Source organism: Alkalibacillus haloalkaliphilus, assembly GCF_007991275.1.
Taxonomy (GTDB): domain Bacteria; phylum Bacillota; class Bacilli; order Bacillales; family Alkalibacillaceae; genus Alkalibacillus; species Alkalibacillus haloalkaliphilus.
Window position 1 is genome coordinate 1 of sequence record NZ_BJYA01000019.1, and the last position, 24,420, is coordinate 24,420.

At 36.0% G+C, this 24,420-nt stretch carries 28 protein-coding genes; 10 read left to right on the forward strand and 18 right to left on the reverse strand.

Going from position 1 to position 24,420, the window contains the following annotated elements:
* Positions 1-261: 261 nt before the first annotated feature.
* Positions 262-1,128 (reverse strand): nucleotidyltransferase-like protein, encoded by an 867-nt coding sequence (locus AHA02nite_RS12715; RefSeq protein ID WP_146817901.1) that lies wholly within the window; start codon positions 1,126-1,128, stop codon positions 262-264.
* A gap of 165 nt (positions 1,129-1,293) precedes the next feature.
* On the opposite strand from AHA02nite_RS12715, the gene AHA02nite_RS12720 reads away from it, so the two are divergent.
* Positions 1,294-1,668: a YgzB family protein gene (locus AHA02nite_RS12720; RefSeq protein WP_146817903.1), complete on the forward strand. Its 375-nt coding sequence runs from the start codon at positions 1,294-1,296 to the stop codon at positions 1,666-1,668.
* An 88-nt stretch (positions 1,669-1,756) separates the two neighbouring features.
* Here the strand turns inward: AHA02nite_RS12720 and perR are convergent, their stop codons facing one another.
* The 5 genes from perR to AHA02nite_RS15245 all read right to left on the reverse strand — a co-directional run bounded on the left by perR (position 1,757) and on the right by AHA02nite_RS15245 (position 4,807).
* Positions 1,757-2,200: a peroxide-responsive transcriptional repressor PerR gene (perR, locus tag AHA02nite_RS12725; protein ID WP_170236106.1), complete on the reverse strand. Its 444-nt coding sequence runs from the start codon at positions 2,198-2,200 to the stop codon at positions 1,757-1,759.
* A gap of 104 nt (positions 2,201-2,304) precedes the next feature.
* The gene (locus AHA02nite_RS12730) at positions 2,305-2,862 is read right to left on the reverse strand and encodes a cob(I)yrinic acid a,c-diamide adenosyltransferase (protein WP_146817909.1); all 558 of its coding nucleotides are present in this window, start codon (positions 2,860-2,862) and stop codon (positions 2,305-2,307) included.
* A 2-nt stretch (positions 2,863-2,864) separates the two neighbouring features.
* Complete coding sequence (locus AHA02nite_RS12735; RefSeq protein ID WP_146817911.1) at positions 2,865-3,815, reverse strand: D-2-hydroxyacid dehydrogenase; 951 nt, start codon at positions 3,813-3,815, stop codon at positions 2,865-2,867.
* Positions 3,816-3,878: 63 nt separating this feature from the next.
* The gene (gene bcp, locus AHA02nite_RS12740; protein ID WP_146817914.1) at positions 3,879-4,346 is read right to left on the reverse strand and encodes a thioredoxin-dependent thiol peroxidase; all 468 of its coding nucleotides are present in this window, start codon (positions 4,344-4,346) and stop codon (positions 3,879-3,881) included.
* A 68-nt stretch (positions 4,347-4,414) separates the two neighbouring features.
* Entirely contained in the window at positions 4,415-4,807 is a 393-nt protein-coding gene (locus tag AHA02nite_RS15245; protein WP_017186495.1) for a potassium channel family protein, read from the reverse strand.
* A gap of 119 nt (positions 4,808-4,926) precedes the next feature.
* Between AHA02nite_RS15245 and AHA02nite_RS12750 the strand changes: the two genes are divergently transcribed.
* Together AHA02nite_RS12750 and AHA02nite_RS12755 are read left to right on the forward strand one after the other, a co-directional pair.
* On the forward strand, positions 4,927-6,213 hold the full coding sequence (locus AHA02nite_RS12750) for a glutamate-1-semialdehyde 2,1-aminomutase (protein WP_281284105.1): 1,287 nt from the start codon (positions 4,927-4,929) through the stop codon (positions 6,211-6,213).
* A 317-nt stretch (positions 6,214-6,530) separates the two neighbouring features.
* Entirely contained in the window at positions 6,531-7,574 is a 1,044-nt protein-coding gene (locus AHA02nite_RS12755) for an FUSC family protein (RefSeq protein WP_146817920.1), read from the forward strand.
* 360 nt (positions 7,575-7,934) lie between these two features.
* Here AHA02nite_RS12755 and AHA02nite_RS12760 read toward each other — a convergent pair whose 3' ends face one another.
* The 7 genes from AHA02nite_RS12760 to mutY form a co-directional block, all read right to left on the reverse strand.
* Positions 7,935-9,170: a hypothetical protein gene (locus tag AHA02nite_RS12760; RefSeq protein ID WP_146817923.1), complete on the reverse strand. Its 1,236-nt coding sequence runs from the start codon at positions 9,168-9,170 to the stop codon at positions 7,935-7,937.
* Positions 9,163-10,365: a DUF58 domain-containing protein gene (locus tag AHA02nite_RS12765; protein ID WP_146817926.1), complete on the reverse strand. Its 1,203-nt coding sequence runs from the start codon at positions 10,363-10,365 to the stop codon at positions 9,163-9,165. Before AHA02nite_RS12765 ends, AHA02nite_RS12760 begins: the two co-directional genes overlap by 8 nt.
* A complete protein-coding gene (locus tag AHA02nite_RS12770) occupies positions 10,365-11,315 on the reverse strand; it encodes an AAA family ATPase (protein WP_218025428.1) in 951 nt (316 codons plus the stop codon). The genes AHA02nite_RS12765 and AHA02nite_RS12770 overlap by 1 nt, the downstream gene beginning before the upstream one ends.
* A gap of 134 nt (positions 11,316-11,449) precedes the next feature.
* Complete coding sequence (locus tag AHA02nite_RS12775; RefSeq protein ID WP_146817929.1) at positions 11,450-13,228, reverse strand: ABC transporter ATP-binding protein; 1,779 nt, start codon at positions 13,226-13,228, stop codon at positions 11,450-11,452.
* Positions 13,229-13,338: 110 nt separating this feature from the next.
* On the reverse strand, positions 13,339-13,869 hold the full coding sequence (gene ntdP / locus AHA02nite_RS12780; protein ID WP_146817932.1) for a nucleoside tri-diphosphate phosphatase: 531 nt from the start codon (positions 13,867-13,869) through the stop codon (positions 13,339-13,341).
* 185 nt (positions 13,870-14,054) lie between these two features.
* Entirely contained in the window at positions 14,055-14,282 is a 228-nt protein-coding gene (locus AHA02nite_RS12785) for a gamma-type small acid-soluble spore protein (protein ID WP_146817935.1), read from the reverse strand.
* 85 nt (positions 14,283-14,367) lie between these two features.
* Complete coding sequence (mutY, locus tag AHA02nite_RS12790) at positions 14,368-15,456, reverse strand: A/G-specific adenine glycosylase (protein ID WP_146817938.1); 1,089 nt, start codon at positions 15,454-15,456, stop codon at positions 14,368-14,370.
* A gap of 33 nt (positions 15,457-15,489) precedes the next feature.
* On the opposite strand from mutY, the gene AHA02nite_RS12795 reads away from it, so the two are divergent.
* Positions 15,490-16,467 carry a metal-dependent hydrolase gene (locus AHA02nite_RS12795; RefSeq protein WP_146817941.1) on the forward strand — a complete coding sequence of 326 codons (978 nt, stop codon included), beginning with the start codon at positions 15,490-15,492 and terminating at the stop codon, positions 16,465-16,467.
* 53 nt (positions 16,468-16,520) lie between these two features.
* On the opposite strand, the gene AHA02nite_RS12800 is transcribed toward AHA02nite_RS12795, so the two are convergent.
* Positions 16,521-16,853 (reverse strand): YfhH family protein, encoded by a 333-nt coding sequence (locus tag AHA02nite_RS12800; RefSeq protein ID WP_174758199.1) that lies wholly within the window; start codon positions 16,851-16,853, stop codon positions 16,521-16,523.
* Between the two features lie 89 nt (positions 16,854-16,942).
* Here AHA02nite_RS12800 and AHA02nite_RS12805 point away from each other — a divergent pair, with 89 nt between their 5' ends.
* Positions 16,943-17,599, forward strand: coding sequence for an SDR family NAD(P)-dependent oxidoreductase (locus tag AHA02nite_RS12805; protein ID WP_146817947.1), 657 nt, complete (start codon positions 16,943-16,945; stop codon positions 17,597-17,599).
* Positions 17,600-17,618: 19 nt separating this feature from the next.
* Here AHA02nite_RS12805 and recX read toward each other — a convergent pair whose 3' ends face one another.
* Positions 17,619-18,440, reverse strand: a complete 822-nt coding sequence (recX, locus tag AHA02nite_RS12810) for a recombination regulator RecX (protein WP_146817950.1) — start codon at positions 18,438-18,440, stop codon at positions 17,619-17,621.
* A 65-nt stretch (positions 18,441-18,505) separates the two neighbouring features.
* Between recX and AHA02nite_RS12815 the strand changes: the two genes are divergently transcribed.
* From AHA02nite_RS12815 to AHA02nite_RS12835, 5 genes are all read left to right on the forward strand, one after another.
* Complete coding sequence (locus AHA02nite_RS12815; RefSeq protein ID WP_146817953.1) at positions 18,506-19,414, forward strand: TIGR01777 family oxidoreductase; 909 nt, start codon at positions 18,506-18,508, stop codon at positions 19,412-19,414.
* 308 nt (positions 19,415-19,722) lie between these two features.
* Positions 19,723-20,274, forward strand: a complete 552-nt coding sequence (locus AHA02nite_RS12820) for a GNAT family N-acetyltransferase (RefSeq protein WP_146817956.1) — start codon at positions 19,723-19,725, stop codon at positions 20,272-20,274.
* A gap of 181 nt (positions 20,275-20,455) precedes the next feature.
* The gene (locus AHA02nite_RS12825) at positions 20,456-20,644 is read left to right on the forward strand and encodes a PLD nuclease N-terminal domain-containing protein (protein WP_146817959.1); all 189 of its coding nucleotides are present in this window, start codon (positions 20,456-20,458) and stop codon (positions 20,642-20,644) included.
* A 3-nt stretch (positions 20,645-20,647) separates the two neighbouring features.
* A complete protein-coding gene (locus AHA02nite_RS12830; protein WP_146817961.1) occupies positions 20,648-21,556 on the forward strand; it encodes an ABC transporter ATP-binding protein in 909 nt (302 codons plus the stop codon).
* Positions 21,556-22,329, forward strand: a complete 774-nt coding sequence (locus AHA02nite_RS12835; protein WP_146817963.1) for an ABC transporter permease — start codon at positions 21,556-21,558, stop codon at positions 22,327-22,329. The genes AHA02nite_RS12830 and AHA02nite_RS12835 overlap by 1 nt, the downstream gene beginning before the upstream one ends.
* 35 nt (positions 22,330-22,364) lie before the next feature.
* Here the strand turns inward: AHA02nite_RS12835 and AHA02nite_RS12840 are convergent, their stop codons facing one another.
* Genes AHA02nite_RS12840 through pilM form a run of 3 tightly spaced genes read right to left on the reverse strand, consistent with a single transcriptional unit; the run spans position 22,365 to position 24,413 of the window.
* Positions 22,365-22,913 (reverse strand): hypothetical protein, encoded by a 549-nt coding sequence (locus AHA02nite_RS12840; protein WP_146817965.1) that lies wholly within the window; start codon positions 22,911-22,913, stop codon positions 22,365-22,367.
* Complete coding sequence (locus tag AHA02nite_RS12845; protein ID WP_146817966.1) at positions 22,906-23,451, reverse strand: PilN domain-containing protein; 546 nt, start codon at positions 23,449-23,451, stop codon at positions 22,906-22,908. Before AHA02nite_RS12845 ends, AHA02nite_RS12840 begins: the two co-directional genes overlap by 8 nt.
* Positions 23,451-24,413: a type IV pilus biogenesis protein PilM gene (gene pilM, locus AHA02nite_RS12850; protein ID WP_146817968.1), complete on the reverse strand. Its 963-nt coding sequence runs from the start codon at positions 24,411-24,413 to the stop codon at positions 23,451-23,453. Before pilM ends, AHA02nite_RS12845 begins: the two co-directional genes overlap by 1 nt.
* Positions 24,414-24,420 lie beyond the last annotated feature (7 nt).

Consider the following 24,420-nt stretch of genomic DNA (forward strand, 5'->3'; position numbering starts at 1 on the left):
GCCGTTCAAAAAGCGACCCTTTAAATATATCAAATATTAAAAGGCAAGTCAATAACTTTTTGTTTTCATTTGAGAACTTCGTTTCAACTTTCACTTAGTTGTAAGTTCGTCTCTCAATGCGACGTTTATAAATATAGCACGATAGCTTTTTAACCGTCAACAACTTTTTAAATAGAAGTTGAATGGCTTTATTTTCCTATTTAGATTAGAATCCATAAAAAAGAGAAGCCCACTGTTTCAAATGAACTTCTCTATGTATATCTATTTAACTTGGTAACAACGATGATAAACATTCTTCCCTTTTGTTTCGATTAGCTTCGTTTCTACAATATCCCGTTCCACTAAGTACTCCAGTAATATTGATAAGTCTAATGTGTAATGTTTAATCTCCGGGTGCACTTTCAAGTCTCCGAAAGTCCATGGTTCTTCTTGTTGTCTCATTATATCTAATAAGTGAGCAGATCCTTGTTCAGCTCTAGAATGAATCGCAAAATCACTTGCGAGCATCATTAGTTGAATTCGTTTTTCGACTGGTTCTTCACTTTCAATTAATTCATGATATAACTTGTAAACTTCAGGGTCTATACGTTTTACTTGGTGCCATACAATAATTTCTGGGTGGAATCCTTTTTCTAACACAGCTAGTCTCGCTAAGTAATGGAGCGATCGAATCATTAAACTGTTAGCATCTAAGTAATGCTTCGACTCAAATAGCTCTTTGCACTCTCGATAAGATCGAACTAGCTTAGCAAACTCAATAGCTTTCCTTAATTGTCTTGTACTTTCAGGGAAATCTCGTAATCTTGCTTTTAGTTGAGCTAAATATTCATTTCGGTCAAAGATGATAGTCCCTCGCGTTAACCAATCTACTACTTTCCGATAGCCACTAGTATTGATCCATTCTTTAAGTAGTTTCTCTGTCACAATATGCATGGCTGCTTTCTTATTATTAAATTCATAATGTTTTACATACCAATCTTCTTCTGATTCATTAACTATAACGAGTAATATACAGTCAAATTGATCCGTTACAGATTTATGGCTTTCTACTCTTTCTAACATTAAGATCCCTAGTGTGTTCGAACTGCTCGCTCTCTCTTGGTATATTGGACGTAACACATCTTCCATCTTCATTTCCTCCTAATTTCGCTCTGAACATACATTTCGACAAATCTTTTGGATTTCCTCTTTCTTCACATACATGTCACAAAAAATGTGCTATACTTCTGTTGTCTATAGAGAAAATCAAGGCAATAATATATTTAAGAGTTATATAAGGGAGGTACCCAATTAATGGCCTTAAAATACAGTAACAAAATTAATAAAATCCGCTCAGTTGCATTAGGCTTAATATTCGCAGGTATGATCATTATGTATATTGGCCTGTTCTTTCGTGAAACTGAATGGTTAATGTTAATCTTTATGTTTCTTGGCATTGTTGCAATTGGCTTAAGTACTGTCATTTACTTTTGGATTGGAATGCTCTCAACAAAAGCTGTTCCTGTTGAATGCCCAGAATGTGGTAAGCAAACAAAAATGCTCGGACGAGTTGATGCATGTATGTTTTGTAAGCAACCGTTAACTCTAGATAGAGATCTAGAAGGTAAAGAGTTTGATGAAAAATACAACTCTAAAAAGTATACGAATGAAGAACAAAAAGAAAGCTGACTTTCGTAGTCTAGCTTTCTTTTTTTGTTAATTTAATTATTATAATATGTCATAAAAAGGAGCTGACCTAAATGATCAGCTCTAATTGTTAGTGGCTTTTATTTTCTTGACAGTCTGTACACGTTCCGTATACTTCCATGCGGTGATGGCTCACATTAAAGCCAGTAACTTGCTCAGCTAATTGTTCAACTTCATCCAATGCTGGATAATGAAAGTCTACAATTTTCCCACATGAGTTACATATAACATGGTAGTGTTCAGTCGTATTACAGTCAAAGCGACTTGATGAATCACCATAAGTTAATTCTCTAACTAATCCAATATCTAAAAAGACACGTAAGTTGTTATATACTGTTGCGACACTCATGTTTGGGAATTTACCTTCAAGTGCTTTATAAATCTCATCCGCAGTTGGATGGTTCATCGAATGCATGAGATATTCAAGCACTGCATGACGTTGCGGTGTAATTCGAACACCTGACGACTTCAAAGTTGCTAACGCTTTTTGCATTCTTTCTTCAGACACCGTCATGCACCTCACTTTCCAACTCAATAATATTATTACTTAATAATCTTTATAAATAGTGTAAATGTTCTCAAGATGATTTGTCAATTTATATGTGATTGGTAACCTTTTTATACATCTGTGTTTAACGGCAGTTCTTCACCGCCTACAGATTGATTTACATAGCGAGCTGCAACAAATAAGAAGTCTGATAAACGGTTTAAATAAGAAACAACTAAATCATTTTCAACTTCATCTTCTAATGCTACCGCAACTCTTTCAGCTCTTCTAACGATTGTTCTAGCTGAATGAAGTGCAGCTGCGCTAGGATGCCCTGAAGGTAAAATGAAATTATTGAGAGGCTGCAATGATTGATCCCACTTGTCAATTTGTTGTTCCAACGCTTCTATATGTTCTTTTTTCAATTTCCACGCTACTTCCTTATCTTGAGGCGTTGCTAATTCAGCTCCGACATGGAATAAGATTGTCTGCACTTGATGCAAAGCTTCAACCACTTGTTGTTTCCCTTCAAATTCTTCATTTGTTAAATGACTTCTTCCTAATCCGATCATAGAATTTGCTTCATCACAAGTTCCGTAAGCTTCTACTCTAAGGTCGCTCTTTTTAACTCTCTTACCAAATATTAATGATGTTTCCCCTTTATCGCCTGAGCGTGTGTAAATACGCAACTTTAATACCCCCTCTTTGGGTCAATTATATTTTTAACTAACTTTCCTTCTTTTATATACACTTCTAGATTTTCTTCAAAAATTTCAAAAGCTCTCGGCTGGTAATGTCTAGATATACCAGATAAGTGTGGTGTAATAGTACAGTTATTTAAATCCCATAACGGACTTTCTTCATCTAATGGTTCTTCTTCAAACACATCCAATACGGCATGTTGAAATTGTTTTTCTTTTAAAGCTTCAATGATTGCCACTTCATCAACTGTTTTACCACGCCCCATATTTAAAAATATGGCACTTTCTTTCATTTGATGAAATTGTTCTTTTGAGAAGAAATGTTCAGTTTCATCAGTTGCAGGTAACACACCAATTACAAAATCCGCTTCACCTAGTAACGAATTTAACTCTTCATTTTTATAACAACGATCAAAGTGTTCTTTCAGTTTTCCGCTTTGAGATACACCAATTGTCTCTATGCGGAACGCCTTAGCTAAGCGAGCGACTTCCTGACCAATTGCACCAGTACCCGCAACTAGCATCGTCTTTCCTGTTATTTCTTCCATCTTCACTTTACGGTCCCACTTGTGCTGACTTTCATTCTCAATTAATGTCTTCGTCTGTCTACTTACTTGTAAGATCATTGCAATAACATATTCAGCCATTGGAATTGCATGAATGCCTCTAACATTAGTAACGAGAATACCTTTTTCTTCAATTTTACTAAACGGCATCTCATCTAATCCCGCTGAAATAACCATAATCCACTTTAAATGATGAGCTGCTTCAATATGATGGTCTTCTAAATCTTCACCGTAAGTAATTAAAACTTCAGCTTGGTTTAAATCTTTTTCTGCTTCATTAATCGATTCGTGCCACACAAAGCTTACATCTTTAAAACGTTTTACAAGTTGATCTTTAATAGAATCTTTTACGCGGCAAGTTGTTATGATTTTCACTTTATCTCTCCTTATGTATAGAAGGAACAGCTTATTAAAAGCCGTTCCTTAATCTTTCGTTGCTTATAAACTTTCCTTAATATAATTTAGCGCTTCTTCTACGTGGTCTTTAACCTTGACTTTGCGCCACTCTTTCACTAAGTTTCCATCTGGGTCAATAATAAATGTTGAGCGCTCAATTCCATAATACTCTTTACCAAAGTTTTTCTTAAATTTCCATACATCATAATCTTCAGCGACTTTATGATCCTCATCTGCTAAAAGTAAGAATGGAAGGTCATGTTTTTCAATAAACTTCTCATGACGCTTAACTGGATCTGGACTAACACCTAAAATAACGGCATCTAAATCTTTAAAACTTTCGTGATTGTCTCTAAAATCACATGCCTGTGTAGTACAACCAGGTGTCATATCTTTCGGATAGAAATATAAAACGACGTACTTCCCTTTATAATCTGATAAAGATACATCTTCTCCGTTACTTGCTGGTAATGTAAAATCAGGTGCTTGTTTTCCTACTTCTACTGTCATTTTTAATTCCTCCTATATACTACTTTTATAATAAGATTACCGAACATTCTTGCATCTGACAAATCTTATTATTTAAATAGCTTATAGAAAAAAGCTGCAGGTAATAAAAATCCAATGAATGCTTCAATTAACGCAACTGCTCGTCCGATCCCAACAGGCGTAATATCACCGTAACCAATCGTCATTAACGTCACACCACTAAAATATATAGCATGCAAAAACCGTTCGACTGATGTACCGGTTTGAAGTAATTCCCCTTGAAGCAAAACATATCCCATCTCAGCTAATATAAAGTAAATTAATGCAAAGCCTAACATTAGTATAAAATAAATTGCTATAAACGCACTGAACAATTCTTTCGAAAAAGAGCCCCTTACTTCACTATAATTACGGGAAAAAATATATAAACTTCCAGAAAGCACGACCATAACAAAAAATAACGATAGAAAGTGGACTTCCATTTAGCATCCCTACTTTACATTAATTCATTACTATAACCTATGACGACAAAGACTGAAGCATGAAAGCCTTCTATGATAGAATATAAAAATAGAATGCATACATATGGAGGAATGAAATGATGAATAGACAAACATCTGAAATCTTATATAAAGAAGCTGAAGACTTAATCGTAGGTGGCGTGAATTCACCATCAAGAGCTTTTAAAGGTGTCGGCGGAGGTACTCCTGTCTTTATGGAAAAAGGAGAAGGCGCTCACTTTTACGATGTTGATGGTAATCAATACATTGACTACCTAGGGGCTTATGGACCGATCATTACAGGTCATGCTCACCCACACATTACTGAAGCGATCAAAAGCGCAGCAGAAAATGGTGTTCTTTACGGTACACCAACTAAACTAGAAAATCAGTTTGCTAAAATGCTAACGGATGCAATACCTTCACTTGAGAAAGTTCGCTTCGTTAACTCTGGTACAGAAGCTGTAATGACAACAATACGTGTGGCTAGAGCTTATACGAACCGAACGAAAGTTATTAAATTCGCTGGATGTTATCATGGTCACTCCGATTTAGTTTTAGTAGCAGCAGGATCAGGCCCATCAACTTTAGGCAGCCCAGATTCAGCAGGTGTCCCAACTAGTATTGCACAAGAAGTTATAACAGTTCCTTTTAACGACATTGAACCACTTAAAGAAGCGTTAAGTAAGTTCGGGGATGATATTGCAGCTGTTCTAGTTGAACCAATCGTAGGTAATTTCGGTCTAGTTGAACCTAAACCAGGCTTTTTAGAAGAAGTAAAACAGCTAACACATGAAAATAACAGTCTTTTAATTTTTGATGAGGTGATTTCGGCATTCCGCTTCCATTATGGTAGCGCACAAGAGATTACAAATGTTCAAGCCGATATGACGGCAATGGGTAAAATTATCGGTGGTGGATTACCAATTGGAGCATATGGAGGTCGCGTTGACATTATGGAACAAGTTGCCCCACTTGGACCAGCTTATCAAGCCGGAACGATGTCAGGTAACCCTGCATCAATGGCAGCAGGGATCGCATGTTTAGAAGTGTTACAACAAGAAGGCATTTATGATGAAATGGACCAACTAGGTGAAAAACTTGAACAAGGAATTTTACAACATGCTCACAAATATAATTTACCGGTAAAAATTAATCGTTTAAAAGGGATGCTTACCGTTTTCTTCACTGATGAAGAGATCACAAACTATGAACAAGCTGAAAATACAGATGGTGAAATGTTTGGTCGCTTCTTCAAACTCATGTTAGATCAAGGGATCAACTTAGCACCTTCAAAATACGAAGCATGGTTTTTAACGACTGCACACACTGAAGAGGATATCGATCAGACATTAAAGGCTGTTGAAGCAGCATTCAGCCAACTATAAAATTATAAAAAAACTATTAAAAAAGGTTGAATTTTCAAAATACTGTGCTAAAATATAGATAATTCAGAATTTTTGGATTACCCCTTATCGAAGGAACATGATGTTATGAAACTCCCTTCCTTTCTGGTTTTACCAGAACTAAGGCTTTCGCTATTATGCGAAAGTCTCTTTTTTTGGTCATTTTTAGGTTATAATGATGCGTTTAGTGGAACTGAATACATAAACAGTTCATACAATTACAGTTATAATATTTCTGATATAGTGTATATATGAATATAATGGTAAGAAATGATTGATCGTGAGAGGAAGGTATTTTAATGAAAGTCGGTGCACGCGCATTTAAGACAGGCCTTGCTACTGTCGTGGCCTTATACGTGGCAAGTGGATTCGGTTTTGAAGCTGGGGTATTTGCTGCCGCTATTGCAGCAGTATCTTCTATACAACCATCAATTTATCGGTCTGTTCAAACAATTGTAGAGCAAGTGCAAGCTAATATAATCGGAGCTATTTTAGCCATAGTCTTAGTATTATCTGTCGGTAATGAACCGTTCATCATCGGGTTTGGCATTGTTACGGTTATAGCTATTTGTATGATTTTAAAAATGAAAGAGGATACGACTTTCATCGCAATTATTGCAGTCATTGCGATCATGGATACAACTGAAATGCCCTTTTTAGAATTTGCCGGCATCCGCTTCAGTTCGATCTTTATCGGCATTGTTTCAGCTTTTGTCGTTAACTTAGCCTTTTTACCACCGAAATACGAAACGAAATTGTTTGAAGATATTAACCGTACGACATCAGATATTTTACAATGGATTCGTGTTACAACGAGACACTTATCAGACCAGCCAGCATTGAAAAAGGAGATCGACCGACTTAGCGCTGACTTATCTAAAGTTGACCAAACGTATCACTTGTTTTCAGAAGAACGTACTTATTCGCGTAAGAAGGGTTATGAACGAGCTAGGAAGCTTGTATTGTTCCGTCAACTTATTCATACATCAAATAAATCATTCCTCGTATTAAATACGTTGCACCGAATGGATGATGATATTGAAAACATACCACGAGACATTAATAAGCAAATTATTGAAGAAGTCGATAAGACGTTACACACACACGAGAAGTTAATTTTAATGTATTTAGGGCGTATTCGTAAAAAAGAAGTTGATCCACTAGAGAAGATCCACGAACCTGACATTCCTAAACTAGTTGATCAATTATTAAAAGTTTATGAAGAGGACGACCAAGATCGACTCAAATTATTACCGTTAGCATCAACACTAATGGATTACCATAACGAATTAGTTCATTTAAAGAAATTACTAAGAAGCTATCAAAATAGTTCTCATAATTAATGAAAAAAAGAATGGGACAAAAGGTTTATAGTGTAATGAAAGCACGAACAATTGCCAATCAGCTTAGTTTAGCAGTCACTCAGCGGAATCAAAATGCGTAGACTCCTGCGGGAACAGCACGAGTCTCGAGACCCCACAGGCCCCGTTCTTTGGGCCGAGGAGGCTCGAGCCGTGCCCCGGCAAAGAAAACACTGCGACAAGCGACCGTAGGGAGCATGAGCAGATGTTGCACTTGTGCCCTGTGGGTAAAAGCGAAGCATTTTGATGGAGCGATAATCAGAAAAACCCGAACGAATTCACAGTCTGATTTCGTTCGGGTTTTGTCTATTAAGAATTAGTTCTGTCCCAGCCTCTTTAAATTCACTCTTCTTTCTCCTTCTTCTGCTCATCTGCTTTTTGCTTTAATGTACTCTTAATCGTTTGTATCGCTTTTAAATACTGAGATTCGTTAAAGTCCAAGTCTTCATCTTGTTTATATCTAACTGTTTTATAAACTTCTAAAATAGAAGAGTCAACTTCCTCGTATAAACCTAATCGATTCACCCACTCATCGATCGTTTCATGCTCCTTACGACCGACATCATGTTTCGCAGCCCACTTCTCTAAGTCAAAATAAGCTCTACGAACACGGTGGCTTGGCCTTTTTGCTTTACTACGTCTTTTGAAAAACATTCGACCTGCCGTTTTCTCTTTCTCTACTTTTTCATACCCTTCTCTCACTTCTTCCTTGTGCAACTTCAACCTATTGCGGTACTTAATATATAGTATTACTAAAACAGTTACAATCGCTATAATAATGATTAACCCTACATTGTCCAAAAGGTTAGATGTGCTCTCCACCCTCTCGTCAACAGTGCTCTGTCCAAAACCAAACTCATCATCATCTTCTTCTTCATCCAACACAGGGGGATTTGCTTCAAAGTTCTCAGCCATATTAAAGATCGGGCTCATCAACCATGCAAAAATAAGTAAGCCAAAATGAAGTAAATAAGCAAAACCAAATTTAATGTAAGGAAATAAAACGTAAAGAAGGTATGAAACGATCGTTATAACCCCTACACTAGACAAAATTACATATGCTTTTTTGGACAATGAATCATTAGCAGCTTTCTCATCGCGAATAAAATAATAAGTTAACCGCCCTACTAACCAAGTAATAATTTGGACAGCGAATACGAAAATGAAATAACTCGCAAAATCGCCTACTGTCGTATACAAAAATAAAAAGGCGATAATAGAGGCAAAGAACGTAATTAGTAATACGATCGCTTCTACATCTTCATCTGTTTTAATATAGCGGTTTTCTATTCGAACAACTGTAAGTATCGCTATGATTGCTCCATAAATTAAACTAAAGCCTAACAATACAGCTGCTAAAAACACAACAGGAATAGCCGCATAGACTGCAACACGTCCGCCAATCCGATAAAGTACCATTGATGTAATCGGTGCTATTACCAACGTCAAAATTATAAACTCTGTTAAAGGTGGCCATTGATTTGAGCCTACATAATCAAATGATATAAATATTAACAACGGGAAAAGCTCTAAAACATACTGATACCACCTTAAATAACGAAGGGATAAACTATCCACTTTGCTTCACCTTCCCTTCTGACGGACCAGTTGTTAGACTGCCCCCATTTAAGAAAGCAAGCTTTGAGCCTTTTCTCTCAATTAGCTTCAAATACTGCATTTGGCGATCTGTAACAGATCCAACTTGAATGACATAAGCAGGATTCGATTCGTGTTTCCATACGAAATGCAATACTCTCTCATATGGCGTATTAAAAGTTAGAAACTTCATTCTAGCCAGCAACTCTAACGTCTTACGATAATGAAAGTGACCTTCACCTTCTAACTGGTGAATAAAAGGGATCTGGTCCAAAGCTGAAATGTTAACGAAAATACGATACGGAATTTGATTTTTCGTTGCATATTCTGTCATATAAGCAATCTGTTCCAATAATGTTTCGACGTTCTCTGCTACTGACAGCCCTTGTTCAGATCTTACATTTAACAAGAAACACCAAGATATTTGGCTTGCTTTCTCGAAAACCTTTGTTTGTAAAGCCCCTTCTTTGGCACTTGCTTTCCAATGAATTTTATTAAAAGCGTCCCCTTGTTCATAATCACGGGTTCCTACAGGTAATGTGTGTTCATCAAATAAAGAGTGTGTTGCTCGATGGAAACCCATATTTTTAGGTGACATTAAATCAATGTTAGGCACGACGGTTTTATTCGGGTAAACAATGACTTCTTTGTTAAACCTTTTACGAGCTTTCATAAAAACTTTACTGAAACCGAAAATGTTCGGGACGACTAGTTCAATGTTTTGAACTTTAGCTACTCCCCTTTTTTTCGTTTCGTATGGAATTTTAATTTTACGTTTTTCCCAAAACATTAAATTAAAGTTCTTACTGAATGTTGTCATGTAACGGCGTGCTATAGTTTTACCACCTTTAAACTCGATGACATCATCCATTTCAATTACAACTTCAGCGTTTAATAAAGGTAAGATTCCTTTCTGTTCAATTTCAACTTCAATATAACCTTCATCACCTTTGTAATGCCTGTTTGGTACTTCAGTAAAAGTGAAAGTTAAATAATCATCGATATGGCGTTCATAAAAGACTCCTAAACCATATAAAATGATCAGGAAAATCGATATAAAAATTAACATATGCATACTATAAAAATCGATAAACAGTCCCGCCATGAGTAAAATTGTCCCCACTAAGACGAAGACTGGAAACGTTTTATTTTCTTGAACATATTTTTGAAACTTCATTACTTCGCAACTCCATACTCTGCTGGTACTTCCACTTCCTCTAGTGCTTCAATTAATACATCATCTTGTGATTTAATTGTAGAACCATCTAAACTTAGTACTAAACGGTGTGGTAATACATACGGTGCCATTTCCTTAACATCTTCTGGTGTCACATAATCACGACCTTTAATGGCAGCACTCCCTTGCGCTGAACGCATGAAAGCTAAAGTACCACGTGGGCTAACACCTACATCAACATGCTGGTGATGACGCGTTGCTTGTACAATGTCTAAAATATATTCTTCTACCACTTCAGTCACTTTTACTTTTTTAACTTCTTCTTGGAATCCAACTAAATCTTCTTTTGAGAAGATTGAAGTTAACTGTTCGAGTGGCTCGTTTTCACGGTGGCTTTGCATCATCGTTTTTTCATCTGCATATGATGGATACCCTAAATCAAGCTTCATAAAGAAACGATCCATTTGAGCTTCTGGAAGGTCAAATGTCCCTTGCTGTGATTCAACTGGGTTTTGTGTAGCGATAACAATAAATGGTTGCGGAATATTGACCGTCTCACCATCAATCGTTACTTGCTTTTCTTCCATAACTTCAAGTAAAGATGACTGTGTACGTGGAGTTGCACGGTTAATTTCATCTGCTAATAAAACGTTTGTTAATACAGGTCCTACTCGCAATTCAAACTGCTGGTCTTTCGGATTAAAATATTGAATACCAGACACGTCAGATGGTAAAACGTCTGGTGTAAATTGAATACGTTGAAAGTCACCTTCTACCGATTTCGCAACGGCTTTAGCCAACATTGTCTTCCCTGTTCCAGGAACACTTTCTAATAACACATGGCCCTGGTTTATAAATGCATTCATTAAAAGTTCAATAGTTTCGCCTTTCCCCATGATTACTTTACCAATTTGTTCTTTCATCTTTACTACGTTTGATTGTATCGTCACTAAAGTCCCCTCCCAAAATTCTACTAAATGTCACATTTTTCAGATTTATTTTACTACAAAAATAACATAAAATAACAATTAATGATAGTCTATATAAAAAATAACCGTCGACCACTTTAATCGACGGTTATTTTTTAAAGGTTAGATAATTTATTTTTCGGTTTCTTCTGATCTAATTCCTGTACTTGGAATAGATCGTAGTATAAGCCTTTTTGTCGCATGAGTTCATCGTGAGTTCCTTGTTCTTTAATTTCACCGTTATTAATTAGAACAATCCGATCAGCATGTGTAATCGTTGATAAACGGTGAGCAACGATAAACGTTGTACGGTTGTGAGCTAACTTATTCATAGCTTCTTGTATGAGCTGCTCACTTTCAAGGTCTAAAGCTGAAGTTGCTTCATCTAAAATTAATAAAGGTGGGTTCTTTAAGAACACTCTAGCAATCGCTATTCTTTGTTTTTGCCCTCCTGAAAGCTTAACACCGCGTTCGCCGACGAGTGTTTCATAACCGTTCGGGAAATCCATAATAAACTCATGAGCATTAGCCGCCTTTGCAGCTGCGACTACTTCTTCATTCGTTGCCTCGGGATTACCCATTCGTATGTTCATTGCGACAGAATCACTAAACAAAATATTATCTTGCAATACCATACCAATCTGATTACGCAATGTTCGCGCCTCAACATCCCGTACATCGATTCCATCAATTTTAACGGCGCCACTCGTTACATCATAAAAGCGTGGAATTAAGCTTACTAACGTCGACTTACCCCCACCACTCATACCGACAAGTGCTACTGTCTCACCTTTTGGAATCGGTAAGTTAATGTTCTTTAGTACATGTTGATCTTCTTCATCGTACTTAAATGAAACGTTTTCAAACGTAACATCTCCATGTACTTGATTTAACTTCTTAGCATTTGGTTCGTCTACAATATCATACTGTTCATCCATAAACTCAAAGACACGGTCCATCGAAGCGTGCGCTTGTGTTAATTGCGTCATACTATTTACTAGTCGACGTAATGGGTTGTATACTCGCTCCATATACTGAACAAACGCCATCATTGCACCAATTGTAACAATATCCCCAATAACAAAATAACCACCAACAGCTAAGACTAACAATGGCGCAATATCTGTAATTGTATGGGTGACAGCATAAGATTTAGCGTTCCAGTTCGTAAAACGAAGCGCTCGATCTAAATATTTACCGTTATGTTGATCAAACTCACCTTGTGCGTGATCCTCTAAAGCAAAACCTCTAATAACTGGCATCCCTTGAACTCGCTCATGTAAATGCCCCTGCACCTCTGCTAATGCTTGTGACCTCTCTCTTGTTAAACTACGTAACCTTGAGTAAAAGTAACGAACTGAAAAACCATATACAGGAAATAGAACGATTGCAATTAAAGTTAAAACAGGGTCAATAGTTAACATGATTGCAATAGCAATTAGGATAGTCGCCATATCAAGCCAAACATTCATCAAGCCTGTTACAACAAATGTTTTTGTCTGTTCAACATCATGTATTACCCGTGAAATAATCTCACCTGTTTTAGTTTTCGAATAATACTTCAAACTTAAGCGTTGAATATGATCGAATAATTTCTGTCTAATATCATATAAGATTTTACTACTCACATATTGAGCTAAATATTGTCTGTAATACTCAATTGGTGGACGTAAAACTAAAAAGACGAAAAACGCTATTGCCATAACCCAAAGGAGACTTTCTACTCTTTCATCTGTCGTCAAATCGTCTGGTAGTAAAATATCGTCAATGACATACATCGTAATTAACGGCAAAATAAGCGGAATGCTGAACTTAAATAAACCAATTACAATCGTCAAGGCAATCTTCCATTTATACGGTTTAACAAACTGTAAATAGCGCTTTATACTGTACATATTTCACCAACTTCCTGTTTACAAAAAAGTCCCCTAACAAACAAAAAACTTGGTTTTCACCAAGTTATGGCGTAAAAAGTGAAACAAACCTGTTGCTAATACAACAGGCGTCATTTTGAATAAGCTAAGTAATATTCATACCACTTTTCAGGAAACTCAGGGTTAAACGGCCCTTTCCCTTGCTGAACCCACTGCTCTAAAGTTCTTAATTGTTTATATAAGATCTTTTGTAGCACTTCTGGATAATTCATTTGTCTTCTGTGTATGTCAAATTCATCTTCATCTAAGATCTTATAAGTACCGTCAGGAAAAACTTTAATATCCAAATCGTAATCAATATACTTTAATGCTTCATCATCGACTATGAAAGGCGAGCTTATATTACAGTAATAATAAACACCATCATTACGCATCATCGTAATAATATTAAACCAATAATTGCTCGTAAAATAAGTTATGGCAGGCTCTCGTGTCCTCCACGTCCGACCGTCACTTTCACATACTCTTACACGATCATTTCCACCAATAAGTAAATTTGATTGACTCTTCAATACAGTCGTTTCTTCCCAAACACGGTGTAGCATACCATTATGTTTATAGCTTTGAATTTTTATTTTATCTCCGTCTTTAGGAATAATCATATTTTACCCTTCTTTCTAACACAATATCTTATGGCCCTTCTTAAATTAATTGATAACGATATTGTACCATACAAGCTGACCTAATTCGATTATGATGATGCTTATGTATGTGAAAAGAAGCACTCCCACTAGTTTGGAGTGCTTCTTCCCTATAGCCGTTAATAACAACGTTTTACTAATTGTTATTAGCGCTGATTCTTCTGTTGTTGCTGATTCTGTTGTTGATTCTGTTGTTGTCTTTGCTGTTGAGACTGTTGGTTTTGACGCTTTACTTCTTGAGGATTAGTCTCAGCTGCAAACTCCTGTTGATGCTGACCTTGTTGGTTTTGACGCTTTACTTCTTCAGCGTTAGTACCAGCAGCAGTTTGGTTTTGTTGTTGTTGCTGTTGCTGACGTTGGTTCTTTTTAGCCATCTGATATCACCTCCGCAACAGTTAATCTATCCAAAAAGCGAAGATGTTATCCAAAATAAAATTTAAATCCTACTACCAAAAATATCTAATTTAAACCTAGTTCATTCATTACTTTTTGTTGAACGTTTGGAAATGGATATGCTTTAAGCTCATTACTCTCAACCCAATTCCCTTTAAGGTTTATTGAGTCATGGGGGTTTAATTCAGCAACTATTAAGTCTAACTCCCATATAACGTGTGAAAACACATGCCGCACTTGATCAAAATCCGCACGAACATTCAACTTTACATCATGTTCTAGCTCAAACCATTTAATAAAATCTTCTTCAACAAATTCTGATTGAGAGAACATCGGAAATTGCCACAAGCTTGCCAACAATCCTTCTTCAGGTCTTTGTTCAATAAAGTATTGATTGTTTTCATTTTTTAAAATTAAAGTAAAAAATGCTTCCCTCTTCTGTTTTTTCGCCTTCGTTTTAACTGGTAATTTTCTTTGGGTTCCACGCTCATACGCTAAACAATGTTGTTGCACAGGACATTGCTCACACTTCGGCTTTTTCGGTTGGCAAATTAATGCTCCTAACTCCATTAAACCTTGATTAAAAGAAGAAGGATCCTCTTGAGACATCACGTTAGTGACAACATCTTCAAACATCGTTTTCGTTTTCGGCCTAGAAATATCTTCTTCAATATGGAGCACCCTAGACATAACGCGCATAACATTACCATCGACAGCAGGTTCAGCTTGATCAAAAGCAATACTTAAAATAGCTCCTTGTGTATAGGAACCAATTCCTTTAAGTTTCTTTAACTCTTTTTTATTATTCGGAACTAACCCATCATAAGATGTAACAACTTCCTTCACTGCCTCATGCAGGTTTCGAGCTCTTGAATAATACCCTAATCCTTCCCAAGATTTTAATACATCTTGTTGATCAGCTTTGGCTAAGTCATAAACAGTCGGATAACGTTCCATAAATTGTTCAAAATAAGGGATAACTGTATCGACTTGTGTTTGTTGAAGCATAATTTCAGAGACCCATATACGATAAGGATCTTGGTTTTCTCGCCAAGGCAAATCGCGTTTAATATTGCTATACCAATTAATTAAATCTTGCTGGAATGCTTCACGATTAAATAAAATGGGTATAGATATAGAAGTAGACTTTGTCATATAATCACCTATTCGATAAGGAGGTATGGACCATTGGATACTGCTACCCATATAACAATGGGAGTTGCAATCGGTGGGTTAGCCACATTAGACCCAGCAGTTCAACAAAACACTGACCTATTTCATGCCGTTCTAATCGGTGCAATTATCGGTTCACACGCTCCAGACTTTGATACATTTTTTAAATTTAAAGATAACGCCACATACATTAGACACCATCGTGGTACGTCTCACTCACCATTAGCAGTATTGCTATGGAGTTTATTAGTAACATTCTCGATCTACGCTTTTTATATAGACATCCCGTGGCTCAACTTATGGTTCTGGGTACTATTATCAGTTGCGTTACACGTTCTTGTTGATATATTTAATGCTTATGGTACCCAAGCATTGAAACCTTTTGTTAACAAATGGATTGCATTAGGGTGGATTAATACGTTTGACCCTTATATCTTTGGTCTATTTTTAATTGGGGCTTTTGCATGGATATTAGGTGCAGACCCAAGTATGACTTATTTAATCGTTTTCTTCGTTGTATTCTTATACTATATTAAACGATTTTTTGACAAAAAAGAAATAACCGATATTTTACAAAAACATTTTCCTAACGCAACAAAAATTATTACACAACCTACGATTCATCACAATACTTGGCGTGTCGTCATTGAAACACCAGATTATTATTTCGTAGCAGATAGTGATCACGGTCATATCGACATTAAAGATACGTTTAAGAAAAATAAATTACCTGAGACAACTGAGATGAATGCTGCATTTCAAGATGAAAACGTCAAAGCTTTTATTGATTTCTCACCCATCTACCGTTACGAAATCGACCGTTTTGATGATTATGTAGAAATTCGATTCATTGATTTACGGTACCGTTCTAAAGGGCACTACCCGTTTGTAGCTGTTGTAACTTTAGATAAATTTTATAACGTCCTAACTTCTTATACAGGTTGGGTATATTCCGAAGAAAAGCTTCAAAAAAAGCTAGAACCATTGTCATAGCATAATAAAAACCAGTTGAGAGAGTAAGCCCTTCTCAACTGGTTTTAAATAATTTATTCTACTCGTTCAGTTAATAACGCGATTGGTAAAGCTTCTTCATCATTAACGACTTCACCTTGTTTCGACTTACGTGTTCCCCAAGCAAAGACACCATTCATATAATCAATTTCAAACAATTCACTTGGTGAACCGTCTATTTCATAAACTTGTCCACGTCTATACTCTCTTGGATTTTTCATATATGATTTTGCCATAACGATTTTACGCTGGTGGACAGCGTATTCATTAACCATTCCCATTTGTTCAGCTTTTTGTGCTTTCTCTGTTAACTCAGCAACTTCTTGCTGCAGCTGTTCTACTGTATATTGACTATAACGACGTTGCATTTCGTATTCTCCTTTCATACTCCATTTTACATCGTACCAAATTCAAGTCATAATAAAAATAGTTTATCTAAAAGTTTGGAGGCTACAACATGAAAACAGCACTAATTACTGGAGCCGGTTCAGGTTTAGGACAAGCATTAGCTTTAGAATACGCTAATCAAGACTATACCATTTATCTAGTCGGCCGCAATGAAGAGAAGCTGAACACTTCAAAAGATTTAATTGAACAGTCTGGTGGACAAGCCAAAATATTCACTTGTGACATTACTGATTGGGACGCTGTTAGCAACTTAGCAAAACAAATTGACCAAGTTGACCTACTCATTAACAATGCTGGAATTGGCTATTTTAATACACTTGAAGACCTTGAAAAGCACGAAATTGATACGATGGTTAATGTAAACGTGAACGGTATGATTTATGTCACGAAACATTTCTTAAACAATCTACGTTCATCAAATGGTCGTATGTTAAACATTATTTCAACTGCTGGCTTAAAAGGGAAAGTGCAAGAATCAGCATACTGTGCAAGTAAATTTGCACAACGTGGCTTTACTGAAAGTCTGCAAAAAGAACTAGCTGAAGAAAACGTTGAAGTATCAGCTGTTTACATGGGTGGAATGAACACACCATTTTGGGAAGGCAGTGATTTCGTTAAAGACCCATCATTTTTACCTTCACCACAAGATTATGCCAAACAAATTGTCGCACAAGATGACGGTCGTCATGAAATTCATGTGAAGTAAACTTAAAGCATGGAAAAGGTTAAACCTCCTCTTCCATGCTTTTTTCATTGATAAATTGTTCGATTAGTTCGGCTGGAAAAGCTTTTTGAAATAAAGAAGCTTTTACTTTCTGCTGTAACTGAAAACCTTCATGCTTTCTTTCAAACTTACGCCACGCCTTTTCCCCTTGATACTTTAAAGCCTCGTATTCTTCATCTTCATCGACCGATAACTCAATCGACTGCAGGGCGATTTCGATCGCATCATGCGTAAATCCTTTTTGAATTAATGATTGTTTTAGACTATTCAAATGTTCTTTGAATGACTTTTTACGGCTTGCGTTAACTTTCTTATCAATTAACTTCACAAGCTTATCTATTTCGATTTCTTTCGTATAATGACTTAGTCCTTGTTCAACTTCTTGTTCTGTTAGCTTTTTTTGATAAAGCTCTTGTCTAATTTTATTTGGTCCATTCGTAGAAGTGTTCATCTTCGTTCTAACGTAAGCCTCGGCAAACGCTACATCATCTAATAGTTTTTCAGCTTGAAGTCGTTCAATGACGTAAGCAATGTCTTGTTCTGTCGCTTCTTTTTTCTGTAAATATTCTATAATTTCAGATTTCGCTCGCATTCGATAGCTTAAATAGTTTAAAGTAAGGGTATAGTATCTATACATGGCATCTTGTTGCTCAATGTTTTGAACTTCCTCACTAGATAACTCTAATCCTTTACGCAATCCAAATCGAACTAATAGATCTTCGTGGATGCCAAAAGCAAACTCATCTTGACCTTGCTTCTCATAAAATACGTTATATCGTTGTTGATTCTTTTTTTGCTTTGTAATCTTGCTAATTTTCTTCATAAAAATACACTCCTGTTAGTGTCATAATTTCATTATAGTACATATAAAAAAGGAGGTACATCTGTTTGAAAATAGTTATTGCAGGTGGAACAGGTTTTGTAGGGCAACATTTAGTCGATTATTATACGTCAAAAGATGACCAAGTTATTATTCTAACACGTAACCCTAGGAAAAATAGTAGTGAAGACAATGTCACTTACGTTGAGTGGCTTAATGGGGATTCTCAACCTGAACTACACGTTAATAGTGCAGATGTCTTCATTAACTTAGCTGGTGAGTCATTAAATGGTGGAAGATGGAATGACGAACGAAAGAAAAGAATACTAGAAAGTCGTATTACAACAACGCGAGAACTTATTCGTATTATGAATGCAATGACAAATCCACCTCACACGTTCATAAACGCTTCAGCAATAGGCTTTTATGGAACTTCTGATACAGAGATCTTTACAGAACAAACAGTGAACCCAGGTAGTGACTTCTTGGCTGAGGTGTGCAACATTTGGGAACAAGAAGCAGATGAAGCTAATAAGTTGGACATTCGTACAGTAAAAACACGTTTCGGATTAATATTAGATAAATACAATGGTGCCTTACCTAAAATAGCTCTGCCTTATAAATTGTTCGCAGGTGGACGTTTAGGTAGTGGTGAACAATGGATGTCATGGGTTCACATTTATGACGTAGTTAAGATGATCGATTGGATTATTAATAATAAACAAGTTAGTGGGTCTGTAAACATTACGGCCCCTGACCCCAAACGTAATAAAGATTTTGGCAAAGAGTTAAGTAATACGATTAAAAGACCTCATTGGCTCCCGGCACCTTCATTTGCGATTAAGACAATCTTAGGAGAAATGAGTCTATTATTATTAAGCGGTCAATATGTTTATCCAAAAGCTTTAGAAAACTCGGGTTATACATTTCAATTTGCTACGCTTCAAACCGCTTTTCACGACTTATACGAGCGATGAATTTGTGAGAAAATTACGTGTTTTAAATTGGTAATTAAAAACTTTTAAAAACCTATTTTCAAATAGACTATCATGTTGTAGAATTCATTTAGTCAAATTCAAGGGAAGGCAAATGGTGCGCCACCGCTTCGGCTAGAAGTGGTTCTAGTGGGTTCGATTCCCACCCCGGATTTTTGTTATGTGCATTGTATGCAATATTCTTTTTTAGATGTGCAATTGATAAAAATTCGAGGGTGATCGCACCCGTCGCCTACGTCTTCAGTAAGCGTCACCCTCACGAAACAATTATGTTGAAGGAGGGTTTTTTTATGCTTAAAAGAAGAGAATTACAAGATGTCCCTGCGTTATTCCCACTATTAAGTGATGAAGCAGTTAAGCCATTCGTACGTGAAAAAGCTGATACGATGGAAGCTTACTACTTCTTCACAAACATGATGAATCAACAAGAAGAAAATGGCGAACTCATCTCAAGAACGATTTTAGATGAGATGGAAAATCCAGTCGGTGCGATCACCCTTTATGATATTGATGAACAAAAAGGCTTCTTAGCTACTTGGTTAGGCAAGCCATACTTTGGTCAAGGCTATAACCAGTATGCTAAAGAACTTTTCTTGTGGGAATTATTTATGGAACAAGACATTGAAGTTGTCTTTTTAAAGGTAAATAAATTAAATAACCGCTCTTTAAGAGCAGTCAATAAGTTATCTTACGCTGTTGAAGCTAATGAAACTTATCCAAATGTTTACGAACAAATTAATCAAGGTGACAAAGAATATGACCTGTTTGCGATCTATAAAGACGCCTTCATCTTCTATATGCATGAAAGTGATGATGAAGAGGTCGATGAACTTGAAGCTTGAAAGAACCGTCCAATAGGTGGAATACCATCTGTTGGACTTTTTTTATGGGAAAAAACTGTTGTAAGTGTACTACACCATATAGTACACTTAAATTAATAACTTTTACTAAAAAACTTTTTTCATAATTTTTGAAAGTTTTTAGATAATTTTTGGCTATACTGGTAGTAAAGGAGTGAATGGTATGGATACAACGGTGATACAACTACTTCTCCCTTTAGGTGTACTTCAATTAATACTCATTATTATTGCTTTAATTGATTTACGGAAAATTGATGAAACAAATGGTCCAAAATGGATGTGGGTACTGATCATTATATTCTTCAACTTTATCGGACCGGTCTTATATTTCATTCTTGGAAGGAGGATGTAACAAATGACTTTAATGTCTGTCGAACAACTGACTAAAACATATCAGTCAACCAATGTTGTAGACGAATTGACTTTTTCGTTAGAACCAGGTAAGTGTGTTGCCCTTTTAGGACCAAATGGCGCTGGTAAGACAACAACACTTAGAATGTTAGCCGGGTTTATTAAGCCAACTAAAGGTGAAATTGTTTTTAATGAAGAAAGGTTTAGCCGTGATGTCCGTCACTATGTAGGTTACTTACCACAGTACCCTGTTTTTCATAATTGGATGTCAGGAGAAGAGTTTCTAACTTATGTTGGTCAACTTGCTTATTTAACGAAACACGAAGCGAAAGCAAAAGCAGCAGAATTACTAGACTTAGTCAATTTAAGTGACGCTAAAAAGCAAAGAATCTCAAAGTACTCAGGTGGTATGAAACAGCGACTAGGAATTGCTCAAGCATTAATTCACGACCCTAAACTCATCATTCTAGACGAGCCAGTTTCTTCATTAGACCCAATCGGTCGACGTGAAGTTTTAAATTTAATTAGAGAGTTAAAAAAAGATGCCACCATTTTATTCTCGACTCATATCCTTAACGATGCTGAAGAAGTAAGTGAAGAAATTTTGCTCATGCATAAAGGGAAAATGATTAAGCAAGGTGCTATATCAGATGTAAGTGAAACTCAAGGGACAACATCGATTCATTTATCATTTGGAGATGAGCCTAAGTTTATCGAAGAACGATTAAAAGAGATAGACTCTGTATTTAACGTTAATAGAGAAGAAGATGGATTCATCGTAACCGTTCATGATATTAATATTGCACGTAGTCAGTTACTTGATTTAATTCAGCAAGAAGAATGGGAGTTAACGAGATTTGAGATAGGCAAGACTTCACTCGAGGATATTTTCATGAAGGCGGTGACAGAATAATGCAATGGCAAACGATATTCAAAAAAGAACTAACTGAACATTGGCGAAGCTTTAAGTGGATATGGGTTCCAATCGTTTTTATTATATTTGCTATTATGGATCCGCTAACGATGTATTACTTTCCAATTATAATGGATACTGTCGGTAACGTACCAGAAGGAGCAACAATGGATTTCCCTACTCCATCTGTAGCTGAAGCAATGATTATGAGCTTTAGCCAATTAGGATTGTTAGGGGTTTTAATTGCAGTCGTCGTGTCGATGGGATTAGTTTCAAAGGAAGTTAAAAGTGGTGTTTACGAACTTGTCTTATCCAAGCCTGTAAGCTTCACAAATTATATTACAGCTAAATATGTTGCTATACTAATGCTAATCGCCTTTTCACTAGCTGCCTCTTTACTCGTCAGTTGGTATTACGTCAATATTTTATTCGGTACTATTAGCTTCATTCAAATTGTCGTTAGTATATTATTCTTTATCGTCTATTTCATGATGATCTTAGGGATTGTTATGTTATTCAATAGTTTCTTAAAATCTCAAGGGTTAGTCGCGTTTTTATCAATCATTACAGTAGTTGCATTGAATGTTGTATCAAGCATCTACAGCCATGTGATCACATGGAGTCCGACGCTAATTAGTGACTATATTAACGTTTACTTCTACTCTGGGCAATTAGAAACAGAGATCTGGTTCAGCTCAGTTGCAGCCGTTGCAATTACCGTTATTTCCTTAATCATTGCGACAATTACACTTAAAAATAAAGCAATTGATTAATAGTATTAAAGAGGTGTCGGTCTTGGCACCTCTTTTTACATTGGATAGACAAAAACAGAAAAACTTAATTGAAAGTTTACATCACCGTCATCATTTTGTTGGTATTGAAGTTGTGTAACTTGTAACAATCTTTCACTACTCTCTAATTCATTAACAAAACTTTCTAACTGACCCTCAGATTGAGTATATCCGTTTATTTGCATTGTTAACACTTCTAACTCTTCAGTAAAACTCGATTGTTCAAACATCTCATTAATTGACATAGTTTGTTGATCGTCATAACTATAAGATTGAATAACCGAATTAGTAGATGATGACGCATTGTTAATCATCCGTATGACGTTGTCCTCTTCAAGTTGCTCAGGAATTTGTGCACGCAACTCCTCAATTGCGGCACTATCATGGTCTATCTGATTTATTGTTTCTAATAATGCTGTTTGCTTTCTTTCCTCGAAAGACAAATCATCTTCTAATTGATCCACACTTTGTTTTAAACTATGGATATTAAATAGGTAAAAGCCGCCACCAATTAAAACAATTAAAACAACCCATACAATCAAAATACGTTTATTAGACTTACTCACTACTCTCAACCTCCTCTTCCTGCTGGAGGCTAACCGTATAACGAGTCGTATAATAATCATCTGACTCTATATAATTTATCGTGTGAATAGAAACTTCGTTGAATTGTTCAATCGTTTGTAAATCTTGATAGAACGTCACAGCATGCTCATTTGTAGCCGTTTCAACAATTAGTTCTATTGAGTCATTACGAAAGTTAAATGAAGTTAAACTAGCGTTAGATGGAATAGTCGCATCTAATTCATTTACAATTTCACTAGTACTCGATAAATGATTCTCCAGTTCATTTGTTAAGTCGCTTAACTGTTGAGCTGCTTGATATTCCTCATCACCATCAATTTCAGATTGTAACTCAGCATTGGCTATTTGCTGTTGATGTAAATCATTATTCAAACGTTCTATTTGATCATTCAAGTAATAGTTCCATAAGCCAAAGCCGACAGTTAGCGTGATCGTTAACAAAAATAACAGACCAAATATTATAAATGGTTTTCTACTTTTATATTCTTTTTTCGGTAATAAATTAATATCAACTAACATTAATGCACACCCTTTAATGCTAAGCCATAAACACCATGAAATTTAGGCTCAATGCCTACCTCTTTAGGACCTTTAACATCATTTTCAGTAAGTTGAATGATTGGAGTTTCGTACGATTCTTTCATCGCTGTAATTATTTCTTCTAAATAGGGGTGATCTCCAACTACAGCTATACTGGTAAACTGATGATCTTGATTACTCATCATAAACTGATAAAATCGTTCGACCCTCTCAATTTCAATACTCATATCCTCTAACTCTTCCATCACCGTTTGTTTATTAAAGTCTTCTTTTGACAATGTTGGCCCAAGTTGGCTATTAATTGTTTCACTTGACTCTAGGTCAAATTCCTGAAGAAAAATTGGTGTGTTTTGAATAAAAGCACTAAACGTTACACGATCGATTCCGTATTGCACTACGAGTAGTTGCTCATCTTCTGTGACCAATTGTTTGAAATGCATTAAACGGTAATAGCATAATGGTGAAATATCAATTGCTTCAACAATTAAACTTAAATCTTCTAAATTTGAAACAAACTGACTAGCAACAGCCTTGTCTGTTGAAATAATACTCACTTCATGGTGCTCTTCAAGTTGTTGTATATATATGACCTCAACAACTGATGAATTGAATGGTAAATGAATCGTCTCACCAAGATTGAAGTTAATATGTTTTTTCACTTCGTCTTTAGGAACATCTAACGGAACTGTTTCTCGTCGAATAAACACAAGTGAATCAGGCATTATTAGACGGACCTTTTTCCGCTTCAACCGCCATTTCTTAATTACTGTCTTTAAAATCCTTTCAAACTGACCATGGTCTTCAATGACTCCGTCTTTAACGATACCAGTCGGTAAGAAGTGTTCTCCCATTCTTTCTACTGAGGATGAACCTCTTTTGTTCTCTGTATAGCGAATGACGTAATCTTTTATTTCTAAATTAACAACTTTTTTATTCGACATTATGAAC

Bases quoted from the DNA above. Each gene is read 5' to 3' on its own strand.
- AHA02nite_RS12820 (WP_146817956.1), top strand. From the start codon at position 19,723: ATGCTTAAAAGAAGAGAATTACAAGATGTCCCTGCGTTATTCCCACTA.
- perR (WP_170236106.1), bottom strand. From the start codon at position 2,200: ATGACGGTGTCTGAAGAAAGAATGCAAAAAGCGTTAGCAACTTTGAAG.
- AHA02nite_RS12720 (WP_146817903.1), top strand. From the start codon at position 1,294: ATGGCCTTAAAATACAGTAACAAAATTAATAAAATCCGCTCAGTTGCA.
- pilM (WP_146817968.1), bottom strand. From the start codon at position 24,413: ATGTCGAATAAAAAAGTTGTTAATTTAGAAATAAAAGATTACGTCATT.
- bcp (WP_146817914.1), bottom strand. From the start codon at position 4,346: ATGACAGTAGAAGTAGGAAAACAAGCACCTGATTTTACATTACCAGCA.
- AHA02nite_RS12805 (WP_146817947.1), top strand. From the start codon at position 16,943: ATGAAAACAGCACTAATTACTGGAGCCGGTTCAGGTTTAGGACAAGCA.
- AHA02nite_RS15245 (WP_017186495.1), bottom strand. From the start codon at position 4,807: ATGGAAGTCCACTTTCTATCGTTATTTTTTGTTATGGTCGTGCTTTCT.
- ntdP (WP_146817932.1), bottom strand. From the start codon at position 13,869: ATGATTATTCCTAAAGACGGAGATAAAATAAAAATTCAAAGCTATAAA.
- AHA02nite_RS12775 (WP_146817929.1), bottom strand. From the start codon at position 13,228: ATGTACAGTATAAAGCGCTATTTACAGTTTGTTAAACCGTATAAATGG.
- recX (WP_146817950.1), bottom strand. From the start codon at position 18,440: ATGAAGAAAATTAGCAAGATTACAAAGCAAAAAAAGAATCAACAACGA.
- AHA02nite_RS12830 (WP_146817961.1), top strand. From the start codon at position 20,648: ATGACTTTAATGTCTGTCGAACAACTGACTAAAACATATCAGTCAACC.
- AHA02nite_RS12785 (WP_146817935.1), bottom strand. From the start codon at position 14,282: ATGGCTAAAAAGAACCAACGTCAGCAACAGCAACAACAACAAAACCAA.
- AHA02nite_RS12715 (WP_146817901.1), bottom strand. From the start codon at position 1,128: ATGGAAGATGTGTTACGTCCAATATACCAAGAGAGAGCGAGCAGTTCG.
- AHA02nite_RS12845 (WP_146817966.1), bottom strand. From the start codon at position 23,451: ATGTTAGTTGATATTAATTTATTACCGAAAAAAGAATATAAAAGTAGA.
- AHA02nite_RS12755 (WP_146817920.1), top strand. From the start codon at position 6,531: ATGAAAGTCGGTGCACGCGCATTTAAGACAGGCCTTGCTACTGTCGTG.
- AHA02nite_RS12800 (WP_174758199.1), bottom strand. From the start codon at position 16,853: ATGCAACGTCGTTATAGTCAATATACAGTAGAACAGCTGCAGCAAGAA.
- mutY (WP_146817938.1), bottom strand. From the start codon at position 15,456: ATGACAAAGTCTACTTCTATATCTATACCCATTTTATTTAATCGTGAA.
- AHA02nite_RS12765 (WP_146817926.1), bottom strand. From the start codon at position 10,365: ATGAAGTTTCAAAAATATGTTCAAGAAAATAAAACGTTTCCAGTCTTC.
- AHA02nite_RS12750 (WP_281284105.1), top strand. From the start codon at position 4,927: ATGAATAGACAAACATCTGAAATCTTATATAAAGAAGCTGAAGACTTA.
- AHA02nite_RS12835 (WP_146817963.1), top strand. From the start codon at position 21,556: ATGCAATGGCAAACGATATTCAAAAAAGAACTAACTGAACATTGGCGA.
- AHA02nite_RS12825 (WP_146817959.1), top strand. From the start codon at position 20,456: ATGGATACAACGGTGATACAACTACTTCTCCCTTTAGGTGTACTTCAA.